The organism is Pseudomonas sp. B21-017 (assembly GCF_024749245.1).
Taxonomy (GTDB): domain Bacteria; phylum Pseudomonadota; class Gammaproteobacteria; order Pseudomonadales; family Pseudomonadaceae; genus Aquipseudomonas.
Window position 1 is genome coordinate 4,493,176 of the sequence record NZ_CP087194.1, and the last position, 17,928, is coordinate 4,511,103.

Sequence of the window (17,928 nt, forward strand, 5' to 3'; positions counted from 1 at the left end):
TGAACAGTACACGTCGGACGCAGGCGGCTGGCTCGGCAGGGACGTTTATCGTCAATGCTAACGCCAACTCACCCGGCACACCCGCCAACGCGATAGTCGGGATTCTGTAGGAGCAGTCTGTAATACAAACGCTCAATTCATACGCCCGTTTGATTTGGGTGTGTCACCTTCACGGAATTTCCGGCAATTGTCAATCGCCCAAAATACTGGTTGAAACGCGACTTTCCGGTCACTTCCGTACCACGAAGCCCTGCAACATGCGGATGCATGTGAGGCCATTCATAGAATCAATAGTTAGAAAAGTCGCCCTAATTCGCGGCAACCTGTGTTTAACAGGCTACGCTGGCGTGACCCTGAAGAAAAAATTTGAACGCTTTGACGAATGCCCAGCGTAAGATCTGTGCCACAAAGAATTACCGGCCTGCCTGGCCAACCCCAGCCCGATGATGATGTCGGGCTTTTTATTGCCTTCCGTAACAGATCGGGGTTCAGGCGAGCGCCTTGAGCGTAGCGTCGATCTGTTGCAGAACCTCGGCTTCGCCCTTCTCGCCCCAATACAGGGCAATCATTTGCTTGTCTGCCTCGACCTTGTAGACGTTGGCAGGCAGTTTTTCGAAATGATTCAGAAGCACTCCATCCTCGCAGACTTCCTGCCACTGATTGACCCACACACCCGGCGCCTTCTGCCAATAGCTCCAGCACGCTGGCTGAGTGCCACGGCGCGGTCGGTGGTACTGGGCGCAAGGGCTTGGCGGCTCCTGGCTCAGCCAGTGCGGCCACTCCTGGGGCGCCAATTGCATGGCAAGGCCGATGCGCCGCGCCTCCATGCGCAGAGCCATGCGACCGCTCTGGACACGAGACGGTCGCAACCAAGCCAGCGGGCTCAGCACCACCAGCAGGATTGACACCACTATCCAGACCGTCATATCTGTACTCCCGATTCTTGATGAGCCCATTGGGTCACGTTGAAACCAATGCGCTTGAAACCAGCCATACTTACCAATATTGCAATCCTCAGGAGGAGCACCTCATGCCCTACCACCATATTCTGGTCGCTGTAGATCTAACCGAAGAGTGCGATCCTGTAATCCACCGCGCCCGCGAACTTTCGGTGAGCAATGGCGCAAAGCTGTCCCTGGTGCATATCGTCGAGCCGATGGCCATGGCCTTTGGCGGCGACGTGCCGATGGACCTTTCCCAGTTGCAACAGCAACAGTTCGATCAGGCCAAGGAGCGCCTTGAGCGATTGATCCTGAAATACCCGGAGCTCTCCAAGGAATACAGCCACTTGACCTACGGCCAGCCGCGACAGGAGATTCACCATCTCGCCAAGGAGCAAACGTGCGACCTGATCGTGGTGGGCAGTCATGGCCGGCATGGCCTGGCACTGTTGCTCGGCTCCACTGCCAATGACGTGCTGCACGGCGCGCCTTGCGATGTACTTGCCGTGCGCCTGCAAAAAAACTGACAACAAGCAACAATAAACCCCTTACGAAAAGCCCGGCATTCACACGAGTGAAGCCGGGCTTTTTTATAGCCGGATCAATCAGGCATCCAGTTCGGCCCAGCGCTCGACCATCACGTCGAGTTCAGCCTGTAACTGCTCAAGCTGAGCGATCACTGCAGCCGTCTCGGCAGGAGGACGCTGATAGAAGCCGGCGTCCGCCATCTGCGCTTCAACCACCGCGATCTGCTGCTCCATGGCTTCGATCTGGCCAGGCAAGGCTTCCAGCTCACGCTGCAATTTGTAGCTGAGTTTCTTTTTCGCCACCGGCGCTGGCGTTTCCACTGCAGCAACTGGCGCAGGTTCGGCCGTCACGACAGCCGAGTTCAGGTCGGCCTTGCCGGACTTGCTCTCGGTCACACCCAGCAGGCGCGGCGAGCCGCCCTGACGCAGCCAGTCCTGATAACCACCGACGTATTCGCGAACCTTGCCTTCACCTTCGAAGACCAGGGTGCTGGTGACCACGTTGTCGAGGAATGCCCGGTCGTGGCTGACCATCAGCACAGTGCCGTTGAAGGTCAGCAAGACCTCTTCCAGCAGTTCGAGGGTTTCCACGTCGAGGTCGTTGGTCGGTTCGTCGAGCACCAGCAGGTTCGCCGGTTTGCTGAACAGTTTGGCCAGCAGCAGACGCGCACGCTCACCACCGGACAACGCCTTGACCGGCGTGCGGGCACGCTGCGGGCTGAACAGGAAGTCGCCGAGGTAGCTCAGCACGTGACGGCTCTGGCCGTCGATATCGATGAAGTCGCGACCTTCAGCGACGTTGTCGATCACGGTCTTTTCCAGGTCCAACTGATGGCGCAACTGGTCGAAATAGGCCACGTCGATGCGCGTCCCCTCTTCCACTGTGCCGCTGGTCGGTTGCAGACCGTTGAGCATCAGCTTCAACAGCGTGGTCTTGCCGGTACCGTTGGCGCCGAGCAGACCGATGCGGTCGCCGCGCTGCAGGACCATCGAGAAATCCTTGATCAGGAACGGGCCGCCCGGGTGAGCGAAGCTCACATTCTCGAGCACCATCACCTGCTTGCCGGACTTGTCGGCGGTATCGAGCTGAATGTTGGCCTTGCCGGTACGCTCACGACGCTCGCTACGCTCGACGCGCAGGGCTTTCAGTGCACGGACACGGCCTTCGTTACGGGTGCGACGCGCCTTGATGCCCTGGCGGATCCAGACTTCTTCCTGGGCCAGTTTTTTATCGAACAGCGCGTTGGCGGTTTCTTCAGCGGCCAGTGTGGCCTCTTTGTGCACGAGGAAGCTGGCGTAATCGCCGTTCCAGTCGATCAAGCCGCCGCGATCCAGTTCCAGGATACGGGTTGCAAGGTTCTGCAGGAATGAACGGTCGTGCGTGATGAACAGTACGGCGCCCTGGAAATCCTTCAGCGCTTCTTCAAGCCAGGCGATGGCACCGATGTCCAGGTGGTTGGTCGGTTCGTCGAGCAGCAGCAGGTCCGGTTCGGAAACCAGCGCCTGAGCCAACAGGACGCGACGACGCCAGCCGCCGGACAATTCGGCGAGGGTCTTGTCGGCAGGCAACTGCAGACGGCTCAAGGTGCTGTCGACCAGTTGCTGCAAGCGCCAGCCATCTCGGGCCTCGAGGTCGTGCTGGACGTGCATCAGCTTGTCCAGATCGGCGTCAGTGACGATGTTCTGGCTCAGATGGTGATATTCGGCAAGCAACGCGCCAACGCCGTCGAGGCCTTCGGCGACCACGTCGAACACGGTCCGCTCGTCGGCTACCGGCAATTCTTGCGGCAATTCACCAATCTTGAGGCCAGGTGCGCGCCAAACGGAGCCATCGTCGGGCTTCTGGTCGCCCTTGACGAGCTTCATCATGCTGGACTTGCCAGTGCCGTTGCGGCCGATGATGCACACCCGCTCACCACGGGCGATCTGCCAGGACACCTTGTCCAACAACGGCATAGCGCCGAAAGCAAGGGACACATCGCTGAATTTGAGCAGGGTCATGAGCTTCTCCAAAAACCGGGCGCGCATTCTACCTGACTTGAGGCTACAGAAGGCCGGCAATTTCAATGTCGAAGCACTCTGCACAACAATTGTTGCGAACTTATGCTGGCATGTCGGCAAAGCTTTCACCCGCTGCTGGCAAAAGGCTAAGCTACATATAATTAGGTGCCGGTCTTACCAGCACTTGTCATGATTTTTCTGCCCGGATGTCTCATGCGCAGTCGCCTTTTCAGTCTTTTTTCATGTTTGCTTCTTACAGCCGCTGCCGTTCAATCCGCCCAGGCGGTAGACCTGTCTACCCAACGCCAGTATTACGACGAAGCCAAGCGTGCCTTGGCCAAGGGCGATTCCGGCCCTTATTTCCGTTATAGCCAGGCGCTCAGCGATTATCCGCTGACCCCCTACCTGGCTTATGACGAACTGACCGCGCGGCTGAAAACCGCAAACAATGCCGAAATCGAGAACTTCCTCGCCGAACACGGCGACCTGCCACAAGCCAACTGGATGAAATTGCGCTGGTTGCGCTGGCTGGCCGAACGCGGCGATTGGGAAACGTTCGTCAAATATTATGACCCCAAGCTCAATTTCACCGAACTGGACTGCCTGAACGCGCAGTATCAGATCAGCCATAACCGTAAGACCGAAGGTTACGCCAACGCCGACAAACTCTGGTTGAGCGGCAAAACCCGGCCCGAGGCATGCGATGCAGTGTTCGGCATGTGGGCCGCCGATGGTCAACTGACTGAACAGAAACGCTGGGAACGCACCAAGCTCGCCGCCCAGGCCGGCAACTACCCGCTGGCAAACAGCCTGATCAATGGCCTGACGACCCTCGCCCCGCGCGGTCGCCTGCTGGTGGATGTGGCGCAGAAACCCGAACTGCTGAATCAGCCGTCGCGCTTTACCCCGGCCGATGAGCCGATGTCCGACATCGTCAGCCTTGGCCTGCGCCGCCTGGCCCGTCAGGATCCGGACAGGGCCATGGCCCTGCTCGACGGCTACGCCAGCAGCATGCACTTCTCCCGGGACGAAAAAGTCGCGATCGCCCGGGAAATCGGGCTGACCCTCGCTCGACGATTCGACAGTCGCGCGCTGGACGTGATGACCAAATACGACCCGGAGCTGCGGGACAACACCGTTTCGGAATGGCGCTTGCGCCTGCTGTTGCGTCTGGCCCGTTGGGACGACGCCTATCAGTTGACCCGCCGCCTGCCTCAGGACCTGGCCACCACCAACCGCTGGCGTTATTGGCAGGCTCGCACCCTGGAGTTGGCGCAGCCACAGAATCCGCAAGCGCAAACGCTTTACAAGGGCCTGGCTCGCGAACGCGACTTCTACGGCTTCCTGGCGGCCGATCGCTCGCAGTCTCCCTATTCGCTGATCAACAAACCGCTGATGCTCAGCCAGGCGCTGATCAACAAGGTACGCAATACCCCCGGTGTGCGCCGCGCGCTGGAGTTCCATGCACGCGGACAGATCGTCGACGGCCGACGCGAGTGGTACCACGTCAGCCGGCACTTCAGCCGTGATGAAATGGTTGCCCAGGCGAAACTGGCTTACGACCTGAAATGGTATTTCCCGGCGATCCGCACCATCAGTCAGGCGCAGTACTGGGACGACCTGGACATCCGCTTCCCGATGGCTCACCGCGATACCCTGGTGCGTGAAGCCAAGGTCCGTGGCCTGCACTCTAGCTGGGTGTTCGCGATCACTCGTCAGGAAAGCGCCTTCATGGACGACGCCCGTTCCGGCGTTGGCGCCAGCGGCCTGATGCAACTGATGCCCGGCACTGCCAAGGAAACCGCTCGCAAGTTCAGCATTCCCCTGGCCTCGCCGCAGCAAGTGCTCGATCCGGACAAAAACATCGAGCTCGGCGCCGCTTATCTGAGCCAGGTCCACAGCCAGTTCAACGGCAACCGCGTGCTCGCCTCCGCCGCCTACAACGCCGGCCCCGGCCGCGTGCGTCAATGGTTGCGCGGCGCCGACCACCTGAGCTTCGATGTGTGGGTGGAAAGCATCCCGTTCGACGAAACCCGCCAGTACGTGCAGAACGTGCTGTCATATTCGGTAATCTACGGCCAGAAGCTCAATTCACCGCAGCCGCTGGTGGATTGGCATGAACGTTACTTTGACGATCAATGAGCCTGCTTTGAAACACTGAAAAAATGCCCGCATCGATTGATGCGGGCATTTTTTTGGGTGCTCGACTTGGTCGGTTACTTAGTCAGTTACTTGGTCGGTTGGGGCATGGCGCCCATCACTAAACTGCAACGCCGCCAATCGCGCATACAACGCATTGCTCGCAATCAACTCCTGATGCGTCCCCACCGCCACCAGTTTCCCTTGGTCCATCACCGCGATTCGGTCAGCGTTTTTCACTGTCGCCAGTCGATGGGCGATGACCAGTGTGGTGCGGTTTTTCATCAGGCTGGGCAGGGCTTGCTGGATCAGGTGTTCACTTTGTGCATCGAGGGCGCTGGTGGCTTCGTCCAGCAGCAGGATCGGCGCGTCCACCAACAGTGCCCGGGCGATGGCCAGGCGTTGGCGTTGCCCGCCGGACAAACCGAGCCCGGCGTCGCCGAGGTGGGTCTGGTAGCCATTGGGCATTTGTTCGATGAAGTCGTGGGCGTAGGCAATTTTCGCGGCCTCCTGGACCTGCGCCGACGTCGCCGTCGGATGGCCATAACGAATGTTCTCTTCAATGCTGCCGAAGAACAGCGCCGGGGTTTGCGAGACGAGGGCGAAGCAGCGGCGCAGGTCCAGAGGGTCGAGTTGGGTCAGCGGCACACCGTCCAGCAGGATGCGTCCTTCAGCGGGGTCGTAAAAGCGCAACAGCAGGTCATACACCGTCGATTTGCCGGCACCTGACGGCCCGACCAGAGCGAGGGTTTCGCCGGCATTGATCGTCAGACTCAAACCATCGACGGCATAGCTCTCAGGACGCGACGGGTAGGAAAAGCGCACATCTTGCAGCACCAGATCGCCCTTCACCCGTTCAGGCAGGGTCACCAGCCCATGGGTCGGTGGCTGGATGATGTTTTCCGAACGCAACAGCTCGGCAATCCGCTCCGCCGCCCCTGCTGCTCGCTGCAGTTCGCCGATCACTTCACTCAATGTGCCAAAGGCGCCACCGACGATCAGGCTGTAAAAGACGAACGCTGCCAACTCACCCGCGGAAATCCGCCCGGCGATGACGTCCATTCCGCCGACCCAGAGCATCACCCCGACCGCGCCCAACACCAGCAGGATCACCAGGGTGATCAACCAGGCTCGCTGGAAAATGCGTTTGCGGGCGGTATTGAAAGCCTCTTCTACGGTCGCGGAAAAACGCTGTTCGTCCTGCACCTGATGGTTGTAGGCCTGCACGGTTTTGATCTGACTCAGGGTTTCGGACACATAACTGCCGATATCGGCAACCCGATCCTGGCTCTGGCGCGACAGGGTGCGTACCCGGCGGCCAAAAATCAGGATCGGCGCGACCACCAACGGCAATGCGACCACTACGATGCTGGTCAGCTTGGGGTTGGTGATAAACAACAAGACAATCCCGCCGATCACCATCAGCCCGTTGCGCAGGAACAGCGATAGCGAAGAGCCGATCACCGATTGCAGCAGCGTGGTGTCGGCAGTCAGTCGTGACTGGATCTCGGAGCTGCGGTTGTCTTCATAAAAACCCGGATGCAGATAGACCAGGTGGTTGAACACCCGACGGCGAATGTCCGCGACAACGCGCTCGCCAATCCACGACACCAGGTAAAAGCGCACAAAGGTGCCAATCGCCAGACCGATCACCAGCAACATGAACAGGCCGATGGATTGATTGAGCAAATGCGTCGACTGGGTCATGAAACCCTGATCCACCAATAGGCGAATCCCCTGCCCCATGGACAAGGTGATGCCGGCAGTGACAATCAACGCCAGCAAGGCGCCGAAGGCCGGCCAGCGATAAGGCGTGATGAAACGGCTGGCCAGGCGAATGGCGCGGCGGTGACGGGCAGAAAGCATGAAGATCATCCGAAGGCGTAACCCATGGTTTTGACCCGATCAAGCCTACACTGCTCAATCGGATTGAACGCTGTAAATCACAATGAGTCGGGTTAATTATGACCGCCTAGACTAGTGGCTAGAGAATATTGGTCTAAAGTCCGGGTGGAAACATCAGGGTATTTCTGATGGACTGAAGAGGCCGACCTGAAAGATCGCAGGGAATTGTCACAGCCCGGTCACCTGGCGGTTTTACAGTAAGCGCACAACCTGATGAGGAGACAGGCCATGTCCTTGCAAAACAGCAGCGATGACAAGATTCAAGTGATCCGCACACAGCCAGACCAGTCTCTGGGTTGCTCGATTATCGATGAGGATGGGCGTGAAGTACCGATCACTGAAAGCATGATCCAGGACGCTTGTCGCGAACTGGAAAAGCGATTGGTCAAGCCTGCCGAACAAAAGTGATATAGCCACCGTCTTCTTGACCCGGCCCTGTTGGCCGGGTTTTTTATGGGTGCCTGTTTTGTGTGGCTTTTGTAGGGATCCGGTCAGTTTGCTAGGCCGAGGTTGCGCCTAAGGCCGCCACGATCTGCTGCAACGCCGGCGAATGCCCTTCAATTCGCACTTTCAACCCATCGATCTCACGCCGCAGCGGGTAATGCTTGCGCAGCCCATCGAACGCCGCACGCTGTTCACTCACATTGCCTACGAGGCTGCGACGGAAATCCGCGTCATCACGGCGCGGGTCGTACACGCCACGGCACAACATCGCCAGCGCCCAGGCCGGATCGGTATCAGCATTCAACGTAACAGCCGACAGCCATGGCGCTGGCAGCAAATCGTTCAGGCTGACCTGTTCCGGTTGCCCAAGAAATTTGCAAAACGCCTGATAGATCTGCGCCGTCCCGCGCTGTTTGCCGTCGAGGCTGTAGCCGGCAATGTGCGGCGTCGCGATGACACACAACTCCGCCAGCGCTACATCGACTTCAGGCTCAGCCTCCCAGACATCCAGCACCGCTTGCAGATCTTCACGTTGCAACAGCACCTGACGCAGGGCGGCGTTGTCGATCACCGGGCCACGACTTGCGTTGATCAGCCAGGTGCCGGGTTTGAGTTGGTTCAAACGGTTTTTATCGAACAGATGCCAGGTTGCCTGAGGGCCTTGCTTGTCCAGCGGCGTATGCAGGCTGATGACATCGCATTGCTCGATGATCTGCTCGAGACTGACGTAATCGCCCCCTTCAGCGGCTTGCCGTGGCGGATCGCAAACCAGCACATTCCAGCCCAGGCCTTGCAGAACCTTGACCAGCCGCCCGCCCACCTCGCCGGCGCCGACCACGCCGTAAGTGCGCTGAGCCAGGTCGACCCCTTCGATTTCGGCCAGGGTCAGCAGACTGCCCAGCACGTAATCGACTACACCCCGGGCATTGCAGCCTGGCGCACTGGACCAGGTGATGCCGGCCTGCTGAAAGTAGTCCAGGTCCAAATGATCGGTGCCGATGGTGCACGTGCCGACAAAGCGCACGTTGCTGCCTTCGAGCAATGCACGGTTGACGTTGGTCACTGAGCGCACCAGCAGTACATCGGCCTGCTCGACGGTGGCGCGGTCGATGGAACGTCCCGGCACTCGGCGGATTTCACCGAAACCTTCGAAGAAGGCATCGAGCAACGGGATATTTTCGTCGGCAACAATCAACATGGCAGGCTCCTTTGGCGGACCGGCAGTTTAGGCGCAGATGGAGGTGATGGGCCAGCAGGTATTAAGCACCTTAGTCGCCCCCCTGTGGCGAGGGAGCTTGCTCCCGTCCGACTGCAAAGCAGTCGCAAAGACTGATGCCGCGGTGTGTCTGAAGGAGCTGGACAGCTGCTTTTGGGGCTGCTGCGCAGCCCAGCGGGAGCAAGCTCCCTCGCCACAGGGAGTGGGGGATGCCTGTAAAACCGATTACAAATCCGCAACACAGGATTTTTCCTGACCATTGCGTCAAGGCGTAGAATGCGCCGCCTCGCGCATCAAAATCCTTTGGACGTTTCGCCTTGAATTCCGTGACTGACCCCACCGCCGCTATTTCCCTCAACCGCCCGGCCCGGGTTCGCCTGGAGCTGAAAAACCTGCTCGGCCTGGCGTTGCCGATCATGATCGCGCAACTGGCGACCACCGCCATGGGCTTCGTCGATGCGGTGATGGCGGGACGGGTCGGGCCTCGCGATCTTGCGGCCGTCGCGCTGGGCAACTCGATCTGGGTGCCGGTGTTTCTGTTGATGACCGGTACGCTGCTGGCCACCACCCCGAAAGTCGCTCAGCGCTTCGGTGCCGGCACTCACAGCGAGATTGGCCCGATAGTGCGTCAGGCCTTGTGGTTGGCGCTGGTGGTGGGTTTGATGGCGACCGGCCTACTGTTCAGCGCCGAACCGATCCTGCATTTCATGAAGGTCGATCCCGAGCTGATCGGCCCGTGCATGCAGTACCTGCACGGCATCGCCAGCGGCCTGCCCGCCGTCGCGTTCTATCACGTATTGCGCTGTTTCAGTGATGGCCTGGGTCGCACGCGTCCGGCCATGGTCCTTGGTTTGTGCGGGCTCGCGCTGAATATTCCGCTCAATTACATTTTCATCTATGGCCACTTTGGTGTGCCGGCGATGGGCGGTGTCGGCTGCGGCTGGGCCACGGCAATCGTGATGTGGGTGATGGCGCTGGGGATGGCCGGCTGGGAACGCTGGGCACCGGCCTATCAGTCGAGCCAGTTGTTCAGCCGATTCGACTGGCCGCAGTGGGCAGTGATCAAACGCTTGCTGGGCATCGGCCTGCCGATCGGCATCGCCGTTTTCGCCGAGTCGAGCATCTTTGCGGTGATCGCCCTGCTGATCGGCAGCCTCGGCGCCACTGTGGTCGCCGGGCACCAGATCGCCCTGAATTTCAGCTCACTGGTGTTCATGATCCCCTACTCCCTGGGCATGGCCGTGACCGTGCGGGTCGGCCAGGCACTGGGCCGCGAAGAACCACGCGAAGCACGCTTCGCCGCCGGAGTCGGCATGGGCACGGCACTGGCTTATGCGTGTATTTCCGCAAGCATGATGCTGTTGCTGCGTGAACCCATCGCCGCGATCTACACCGCCGACCCGACGGTGATTCACGTGGCCGCGATGCTGATTGTGTACTCGGCGCTGTTCCAGTTTTCCGATGCGATCCAGGTGACGGCGGCCGGTGCACTGCGCGGCTATCAAGACACGCGAGTGACGATGATCCTGACGCTGTTCGCTTATTGGGGCATCGGTTTGCCGGTGGGTTACGCCTTGGGCCTGACCGATTGGTTCGGCGCGCCGAGCGGCCCGAGCGGGCTGTGGCAGGGTTTGATCGTCGGCTTGAGTTGTGCGGCGCTGATGCTGTCGATCCGCCTGGCGCGCAGCGCACGCAAGCGGATCCGCACCAGCCGTTCGGCCGGTTAAGCGAGCGCAAAAAAAGGGCCTGCACATGCAGGCCTTTTTTGTGCCCGTTAAGCGAGCTTCTTGCGGATCCAGTACAGGTAGGTGCCTGCCTCTTCATGCTGCGCGACGAGTTCGTGGTCGAGGAACACGCAGAACTTGGGAATATCGCGACGGGTCGACGGGTCAGTGGCGATCACCTTCAGCAGGCCGCCAGGCACCAGGTCACGGATGTGCTGGTGCAGCATCATCACCGGTTCCGGGCAATTGAGGCCGGTGGCATCGAGGGTGCCGTCAACCGGCGTATCGATCATTTCACTCATGGTTTACTCCTGAAACTTGCCGGCATTGTCGCGCATTGCCGGGTGTTCGGTCACCTATGGGAGCGGGACCGTATGAATCAGCGGGATTTCGGTTTTTTCACGTCAAGCCGGCGTAAATGGCAGGTCACTTCTTCACGGTCGTGATACAGCTGCTTGCAGCCGATTTCAACCCGAATGCCCCGCGCCTTGAACCCCTCGGCAATACGCTCCAGCAAGCGCTTCACTTCGGCATAACGCTGTTTCATCGGCAGCTTGAGGTTGACCACCGCTTCCCGGCAATGCCCCTCGCCAATCCATTCTTCCAGCATCGCCGCGTTGCGCGCCGGCTTCTCGACGATGTCGCAGACCATCCAGTCCACCGGCTGTTTGGGCTTGAAGGTGAAACCGTCGGCCATCAAGTGCTGCACCAGACCGGTATCCATCAGGCTTTCGGCCATCGGGCCGTTGTCGATGGCGGTCACCAGCATGCCGCGGTTGACCAGTTGCCAGGTCCAGCCGCCAGGGGCGGCGCCGAGGTCGACACCGGTCATGTCGCTGTGCAGACGCTCATCCCACTGGTCGCGGGGAATGAAGTGATGCCAGGCCTCTTCCAGCTTCAACGTCGAACGGCTCGGCGCTTCACGGGGGAACTTCAGGCGCGGAATGCCCATCGGCCACATCGCCGAGTTGTTCGACTCCGCCAGCCCCATGAACACTTCGCGGCCGCTCTTGAAGGTCAGCAGCAGACGCGGCTTGTTGGGGTCTTCCACCAGTTTGCCGGCCGCCATCAACGCCTTGCGCAGGTGCACTTCAAACTTCTTGCAGAAGTTCGACAGCTCTTTGCCATCGTTGGTGTCGACCATTTCCAGCCACAGGCTGCCGCACAGCGGAAAGTCCGCCATGTGGGCGAGGATCACGCTGATGCGGTCGGTTTCCGGCAGATCAATAAAGATCCCACGGGCCCACTGGCGCGGGAAGATCAGGTCGGCGAAACGCTGGCCACGCATCAGGCGTTCGGCGCCGTCTTCTTCGGTGCAGATGAATTCGGCATAGGCGCTGGCGGTTTTGGCCTTGGCATAACCGGCCACGTTCAGCCGCGCGGCATGTTCGGAAATCTCGGAACAGACTTCGCCTTCGAAGCCCGGTCGGCAATGCATAAAGAGGGTGTTCATTCTTACTCCTGGGCAGTTGGCGGAAAAATTGCGCCACTGCGCGATGCCCAGGCTTGCGTTGAAGCAAAGCCTGTCACGAAAACCGGCGCATGATAGCCGAGTTCGGAACCTTGGACTTGCCCTTAGGGTCCAGTTATTAGCCTTAAGCACCAAACAGGACTAGGTTTAAACCTCTGCCCTTCCCTCCGTCCGTAGCCGTGCGGACTTAAAGGAGTCATTTCAATGCCGTCCCTCGATAGCCTGAAAACCCTTAAAACCTTACAAGTCGACGACAAGACCTACCACTATTTCAGCCTGCGCGAAGCCGCCAAGAGCCTGGGTGACCTCGACAAGCTGCCCATGTCGTTGAAAGTGTTGCTGGAAAACCTGCTGCGCTGGGAGGACGAGAAAACCGTCACCGGCGCCGACCTCAAGGCGATTGCCGCCTGGCTCAAGGAGCGTCGCTCCGACCGCGAAATCCAATACCGCCCCGCGCGGGTATTGATGCAGGACTTTACCGGCGTCCCCGCCGTGGTCGACCTGGCCGCCATGCGCGCCGCCATGGCCAAGGCCGGTGGCGACCCACAGCGCATCAATCCGCTGTCGCCGGTGGACCTGGTGATCGACCACTCGGTGATGGTCGACAAGTTCGCCAGCTCAAGCGCCTTCGAACAGAACGTCGACATCGAAATGCAGCGCAACCACGAGCGGTACGCCTTCCTGCGCTGGGGTCAGAGCGCCTTCGCCAACTTCAGCGTGGTGCCGCCGGGCACCGGTATCTGTCACCAGGTCAACCTTGAATACCTAGGACGCACGGTCTGGACCAAGGATGAGGACGGCCGCACCTATGCTTTCCCCGACACCCTGGTCGGCACTGACTCCCACACCACCATGATCAACGGCCTCGGCGTACTCGGCTGGGGCGTCGGCGGGATCGAAGCGGAAGCGGCGATGCTTGGTCAACCGGTGTCGATGCTGATTCCGGAAGTGATCGGCTTCAAACTCACTGGCAAGCTCAAGGAAGGCATCACCGCCACCGACCTGGTGCTGACCGTCACCCAGATGCTGCGCAAGAAAGGCGTGGTCGGCAAATTCGTCGAGTTCTACGGCGACGGCCTCGCCGACCTGCCGCTGGCCGACCGCGCGACCATTGCGAACATGGCTCCGGAATACGGCGCCACCTGCGGCTTCTTCCCGGTGGACGAGGTGACCCTGGAGTACCTGCGCCTGTCCGGCCGTACCTCGGAAACCGTGAAACTGGTGGAGGCCTACAGCAAGACCCAGGGCCTGTGGCGCCTGCCCGGCAAAGAGCCAGTGTTCACCGACAGCCTGGCCCTGGACATGGGCAGCGTCGAGGCCAGCCTCGCCGGACCGAAACGCCCACAAGACCGCGTCTCGTTGCCGAATGTGGCGCAAGCGTTCACTGACTTTCTCGGCCTGCAAATCAAACCGACCAGCAAGGAAGAAGGTCGCCTCGAAAGTGAGGGCGGCGGTGGCGTCGCGGTAGGCAACGCCGATCTGATCGGTGAAGCGGACTACGCCCACGAAGGCCATACGCATCGGCTGAAAAACGGTGCGGTGGTGATTGCCGCGATCACCTCCTGCACCAACACCTCCAATCCCAGTGTGATGATGGCGGCCGGGCTGGTGGCGAAAAAAGCCGTGGAAAAAGGCCTCAAGCGCAAACCCTGGGTCAAGAGCTCCCTGGCCCCCGGTTCGAAAGTGGTCACCGACTACTACAAGGCAGCCGGCCTGACCCAATACCTCGACCAACTCGGTTTTGCCCTTGTCGGTTATGGCTGCACCACCTGCATCGGCAACTCCGGGCCGTTGCCGGAGCCGATTGAAAAAGCCATCCAGAAAGCCGACCTGACCGTCGCCTCGGTGCTGTCGGGCAACCGCAACTTCGAAGGCCGCGTGCATCCGCTGGTGAAAACCAACTGGCTGGCCTCCCCGCCCCTGGTCGTCGCCTACGCGCTGGCCGGCACGGTGCGCATCGACATCAGCAGCGAGCCCTTGGGAAACGACAAGGACGGCCACCCGGTTTACCTGCGAGACATCTGGCCGAGCACCAAGGAAATCGCCGACGCGGTAACTCAGGTGAACACCGCAATGTTCCACAAGGAGTACGCCGAAGTGTTCGCCGGCGACGAGCAGTGGCAAGCCATCGAAGTGCCGCAAGCAGCGACTTATGTCTGGAACAACGATTCGACGTATATCCAGCACCCGCCCTTCTTCGATGACATTGGCGGCCCTGCGCCGGTGGTCAAGGATGTCGAAGGGGCGAAAGTCCTCGCGCTGCTCGGCGATTCGGTAACCACCGACCACATATCCCCCGCCGGCAACATCAAGACCGACAGCCCTGCCGGCCGTTACCTGCGCGAACAAGGGGTGGAACCACGGGACTTCAACTCCTACGGCTCGCGTCGCGGTAACCACGAAGTGATGATGCGCGGCACCTTCGCCAACATCCGCATTCGCAACGAAATGCTCGGTGGTGAAGAAGGCGGCAACACGATTTACATTCCGACCGGGGAAAAACTGCCGATCTACGACGCGGCCATGCGTTACCAGGCATCGGGCACGCCGCTGGTGGTGATCGCCGGGCAAGAATACGGCACTGGATCGAGCCGTGACTGGGCGGCCAAGGGCACCAACCTGCTGGGGGTCAAAGCCGTCATCGCAGAAAGCTTCGAGCGGATTCACCGTTCAAATTTGGTGGGCATGGGCGTGTTGCCGCTGCAGTTCAAGCTGGATCAGAACCGCAAGAGCCTGAACCTCACTGGCAAGGAAACCCTGGACATTCTTGGCCTGACGGGCGTCGAACTGACTCCGCGGATGAACCTGACGCTGGTCATCACCCGTGAAGACGGCAGCCAGGAGAAGGTCGAGGTATTGTGCCGGATCGATACCCTGAACGAAGTGGAGTACTTCAAGGCCGGAGGGATTTTGCATTACGTGTTGCGGCAGTTGATTGCCTCGTAACGCCTCCACCGACAACGACACCGCCTTCGGGCGGTGTTTTTGTTTGGGCGGTGTATGTCTCTATAATTGCGCGCCCCAAGAAAACAGGCACCTCCGCCCTCAAGGACTTCAAATGATCGCTCTGCCATGGATCTATCTGGCACTTCTCTCGCTCGGCTACAGCCTGGCTTTGATCTACGGCCATCTCGGCTGGCTGGCTGCCATTTCTTTCGGGTTACTGCTGATCGCCGGTTTCGCCGTTCGCCAACAACAGATCCCCCTCGGCCGCTACCTCGGCCACGGCTTGTTCATCGTCCTGGCGGTGGCGCTGGCGACACACTGGCTTCCCGGTTTCTACAACGGTCGCGCTATCGATCCCCTGCGTTTCACCGACGATGCCGTGCGGTTCGCCATGTACCTGAATCTGGACAAACCCCTGATCGGCTTCTGGCTGTTGCTGGTTTGTCCGTGGATCATCGGTCGGCGCTCCCTGCGCCTGTCCGTGTATGCCACCGCCCTCGCCCTGACCGTGAGTGCCGTACTGGCTCTGGGTGGTGCGCTGTTGCTGGGGGTGATCAGTTGGGCACCGAAATGGCCGGATCAGGTCTGGCTGTGGATGCTGAACAATCTGTTGCTGGTGACGCTGGTGGAAGAAGCGCTGTTTCGCGGCTACATCCAGGGCGGTCTGAGCCGGCAGTTTAAACACCTGCCTTATGGCGAAAGCCTCGCGCTGGTGCTCGCATCATTGCTATTTGGCCTCGTTCATCTGGGCGCTGGCTGGCAATGGGTGTTGCTGGCCAGCCTGGCCGGTGTCGGCTATGGCCTGGCCTACCGGTTCGGTGGGCTGGGTGCGGCCATCGCCACCCATTTTGGTTTGAATCTGCTGCATTTCGGCTTGTTCACGTATCCGATGCTCGCGGGATGATGACGCAGCGGTCGTTTTGCGACGCGTTACTGATTTATTGAAAAAAAACTTCAATAAATGCCCAACGATGCCGATACACCATCAAAGCCTTGCGGATTGAAAAAGCCATGCGTAACAACCAGCCCATTACACAACGCGAACGGACCTTCCCGGCGCAGCAACGGTTGATTTCCACCACCGATGCCAAGGGCATGATCACCTACTGCAACGATGCTTTCGTCGAAATCAGCGGGTTTTCGCGTGAAGAACTGATCCGTGCGCCGCATAACCTGGTTCGTCATCCCGACGTCCCGTCTGCGGTGTTCGCGCACATGTGGGGCACACTGAAACAAGGCTTGCCATGGATGGGCATTGTCAAGAATCGCTGCAAGACCGGCGACCACTACTGGGTTAACGCCTATGTCACACCGGTGTTCGAAGGCAATCAGGTGATCGGTTACGAGTCGGTGCGGGTCAAGCCCACCGCCGAGCAGATCCGCCGTGCCGAAGCGCTCTACCAACGCATCAATCAGGGCAAGTCAGCCGTTCCTCAAAGGGATAAGTGGTTGCCGGTGCTTCAGGACTGGCTGCCGTTCATTCTGGTCAGCCAGTTGAGCTTCATGATCGGCGCCACCCTGACGTCGCAATGGGGCTTCGCCCTCGCCGCCGGTCTTTCGGTGCCGTTGGGCTTGATGGGCTTGAGCTGGCAACAGCGCGGCATCAAGCGCTTGCTGCGCCTGGCCGAACAGACCACGTCCGACCCGCTGATCGCGCAGATGTACACCGACAGCCGCGGTGCCCAGGCACGCTTGGAAATGTCCATTCTCAGCCAGGAAGCTCGCCTGAAAACCTGCCTGACGCGCCTGCAAGACACCGCCGAGCATCTGAACGAACAAGCGAAACAGTCCGACACGCTGGCCCATAACAGCTCCACCGGCCTGGAACGTCAGCGCGTCGAAACCGAGCAAGTGGCGACCGCCGTCAATCAGATGGCCGCTACCACTCAGGAAGTCGCCAGTCACGTGCAGCGCACCGCCGACGCCACTCAGGAAGCCAATCGCCTGACCGGTCGCGGTCGCGACATCGCAGGTGAAACCCGCGAAGCCATTCAACGCCTGTCGGTGGTGGTCGGTGAAACCGGTCTGACGGTCACTCAACTGGCCAAGGACAGCGACGAAATCGGTGGCGTGGTCGATGTGATCAAAGGCATTGCCGACCAGACCAACCTGCTCGCCTTGAACGCTGCGATCGAAGCCGCCCGTGCCGGTGAGATGGGCCGTGGTTTTGCGGTGGTGGCCGACGAAGTGCGCCAATTGGCGCAGCGCACCAGCGAATCCACCGGGCAGATCCACGCCCTGATCGCCAAGCTGCAACAAACCGCCAGCACGGCGGTGCAAACCATGGAGGCCGGCCATCGCCAGGCTGAAGAAGGTGTGGCGCGGGTATTGGAAGCGGATCAGGCGCTGGTGGGCATCAGCGAAGCGGTAGCCCACATCACCGACATGACCACCCAGATCGCTGCCGCGACCGAAGAGCAAAGTTCGGTGGCCGAAGAAATCAGCCGCAACATCAGCAACATCTCGCAACTGGCTGATCAGACCTCGGAACAGGCACAGAACTCGGCGCTACTGAGTGAAGAACTGACCAAGACGGCGAATACCCAGTATTCGTTGGTGGAGCGGTTTAACCGCTGACAACAAAGTCAAAAGATCGCAGGCTGCGCCAGCTCCT

13 protein-coding genes are annotated in these 17,928 nt (G+C 60.0%); 7 read left to right on the forward strand and 6 right to left on the reverse strand.

What is annotated here, in order from left to right; genetic code table 11:
* Positions 1-488: 488 nt before the first annotated feature.
* Positions 489-926, reverse strand: coding sequence for a hypothetical protein (locus LOY28_RS20190; protein ID WP_007933194.1), 438 nt, complete (start codon positions 924-926; stop codon positions 489-491).
* Positions 927-1,030: 104 nt separating this feature from the next.
* Between LOY28_RS20190 and LOY28_RS20195 the strand changes: the two genes are divergently transcribed.
* On the forward strand, positions 1,031-1,468 hold the full coding sequence (locus tag LOY28_RS20195; RefSeq protein ID WP_258612439.1) for a universal stress protein: 438 nt from the start codon (positions 1,031-1,033) through the stop codon (positions 1,466-1,468).
* A gap of 78 nt (positions 1,469-1,546) precedes the next feature.
* Here the strand turns inward: LOY28_RS20195 and LOY28_RS20200 are convergent, their stop codons facing one another.
* A complete protein-coding gene (locus LOY28_RS20200; RefSeq protein WP_018925314.1) occupies positions 1,547-3,469 on the reverse strand; it encodes an ATP-binding cassette domain-containing protein in 1,923 nt (640 codons plus the stop codon).
* 213 nt (positions 3,470-3,682) lie between these two features.
* Between LOY28_RS20200 and LOY28_RS20205 the strand changes: the two genes are divergently transcribed.
* Complete coding sequence (locus tag LOY28_RS20205; protein ID WP_258612440.1) at positions 3,683-5,611, forward strand: transglycosylase SLT domain-containing protein; 1,929 nt, start codon at positions 3,683-3,685, stop codon at positions 5,609-5,611.
* 78 nt (positions 5,612-5,689) lie between these two features.
* On the opposite strand, the gene LOY28_RS20210 is transcribed toward LOY28_RS20205, so the two are convergent.
* Entirely contained in the window at positions 5,690-7,474 is a 1,785-nt protein-coding gene (locus tag LOY28_RS20210) for an ABC transporter transmembrane domain-containing protein (RefSeq protein ID WP_408981023.1), read from the reverse strand.
* Between the two features lie 267 nt (positions 7,475-7,741).
* Between LOY28_RS20210 and LOY28_RS20215 the strand changes: the two genes are divergently transcribed.
* On the forward strand, positions 7,742-7,921 hold the full coding sequence (locus LOY28_RS20215; protein ID WP_018925311.1) for a PA1571 family protein: 180 nt from the start codon (positions 7,742-7,744) through the stop codon (positions 7,919-7,921).
* A 91-nt stretch (positions 7,922-8,012) separates the two neighbouring features.
* On the opposite strand, the gene pdxB is transcribed toward LOY28_RS20215, so the two are convergent.
* Entirely contained in the window at positions 8,013-9,155 is a 1,143-nt protein-coding gene (gene pdxB, locus LOY28_RS20220; protein WP_018925310.1) for a 4-phosphoerythronate dehydrogenase PdxB, read from the reverse strand.
* Between the two features lie 335 nt (positions 9,156-9,490).
* Between pdxB and LOY28_RS20225 the strand changes: the two genes are divergently transcribed.
* The gene (locus LOY28_RS20225; protein ID WP_018925309.1) at positions 9,491-10,900 is read left to right on the forward strand and encodes an MATE family efflux transporter; all 1,410 of its coding nucleotides are present in this window, start codon (positions 9,491-9,493) and stop codon (positions 10,898-10,900) included.
* Positions 10,901-10,947: 47 nt separating this feature from the next.
* Here the strand turns inward: LOY28_RS20225 and tusA are convergent, their stop codons facing one another.
* Both tusA and rlmM read right to left on the reverse strand, forming a co-directional pair.
* Positions 10,948-11,199, reverse strand: a complete 252-nt coding sequence (gene tusA, locus LOY28_RS20230) for a sulfurtransferase TusA (protein ID WP_007907805.1) — start codon at positions 11,197-11,199, stop codon at positions 10,948-10,950.
* A gap of 77 nt (positions 11,200-11,276) precedes the next feature.
* Positions 11,277-12,350 (reverse strand): 23S rRNA (cytidine(2498)-2'-O)-methyltransferase RlmM, encoded by a 1,074-nt coding sequence (gene rlmM / locus LOY28_RS20235; RefSeq protein WP_018925308.1) that lies wholly within the window; start codon positions 12,348-12,350, stop codon positions 11,277-11,279.
* Between the two features lie 222 nt (positions 12,351-12,572).
* Between rlmM and acnA the strand changes: the two genes are divergently transcribed.
* The 3 genes from acnA (at position 12,573) to LOY28_RS20250 (ending at position 17,891) form a co-directional block, all read left to right on the forward strand.
* A complete protein-coding gene (acnA, locus tag LOY28_RS20240; protein ID WP_018925307.1) occupies positions 12,573-15,314 on the forward strand; it encodes an aconitate hydratase AcnA in 2,742 nt (913 codons plus the stop codon).
* Positions 15,315-15,426: 112 nt separating this feature from the next.
* Positions 15,427-16,218: a CPBP family intramembrane glutamic endopeptidase gene (locus LOY28_RS20245; protein ID WP_258612442.1), complete on the forward strand. Its 792-nt coding sequence runs from the start codon at positions 15,427-15,429 to the stop codon at positions 16,216-16,218.
* Positions 16,219-16,325: 107 nt separating this feature from the next.
* Positions 16,326-17,891 (forward strand): PAS domain-containing methyl-accepting chemotaxis protein, encoded by a 1,566-nt coding sequence (locus tag LOY28_RS20250; RefSeq protein ID WP_018925305.1) that lies wholly within the window; start codon positions 16,326-16,328, stop codon positions 17,889-17,891.
* Positions 17,892-17,928: the final 37 nt, after the last annotated feature.

Excerpts from the sequence above, each read along its gene's own strand:
- LOY28_RS20190 (WP_007933194.1), bottom strand. The coding sequence starts at position 926 with ATGACGGTCTGGATAGTGGTGTCAATCCTGCTGGTGGTGCTGAGCCCG.
- LOY28_RS20195 (WP_258612439.1), top strand. The coding sequence starts at position 1,031 with ATGCCCTACCACCATATTCTGGTCGCTGTAGATCTAACCGAAGAGTGC.
- LOY28_RS20200 (WP_018925314.1), bottom strand. The coding sequence starts at position 3,469 with ATGACCCTGCTCAAATTCAGCGATGTGTCCCTTGCTTTCGGCGCTATG.
- LOY28_RS20205 (WP_258612440.1), top strand. The coding sequence starts at position 3,683 with ATGCGCAGTCGCCTTTTCAGTCTTTTTTCATGTTTGCTTCTTACAGCC.
- LOY28_RS20210 (WP_408981023.1), bottom strand. The coding sequence starts at position 7,474 with ATGCTTTCTGCCCGTCACCGCCGCGCCATTCGCCTGGCCAGCCGTTTC.
- LOY28_RS20215 (WP_018925311.1), top strand. The coding sequence starts at position 7,742 with ATGTCCTTGCAAAACAGCAGCGATGACAAGATTCAAGTGATCCGCACA.
- pdxB (WP_018925310.1), bottom strand. The coding sequence starts at position 9,155 with ATGTTGATTGTTGCCGACGAAAATATCCCGTTGCTCGATGCCTTCTTC.
- tusA (WP_007907805.1), bottom strand. The coding sequence starts at position 11,199 with ATGAGTGAAATGATCGATACGCCGGTTGACGGCACCCTCGATGCCACC.
- rlmM (WP_018925308.1), bottom strand. The coding sequence starts at position 12,350 with ATGAACACCCTCTTTATGCATTGCCGACCGGGCTTCGAAGGCGAAGTC.
- acnA (WP_018925307.1), top strand. The coding sequence starts at position 12,573 with ATGCCGTCCCTCGATAGCCTGAAAACCCTTAAAACCTTACAAGTCGAC.
- LOY28_RS20245 (WP_258612442.1), top strand. The coding sequence starts at position 15,427 with ATGATCGCTCTGCCATGGATCTATCTGGCACTTCTCTCGCTCGGCTAC.
- LOY28_RS20250 (WP_018925305.1), top strand. The coding sequence starts at position 16,326 with ATGCGTAACAACCAGCCCATTACACAACGCGAACGGACCTTCCCGGCG.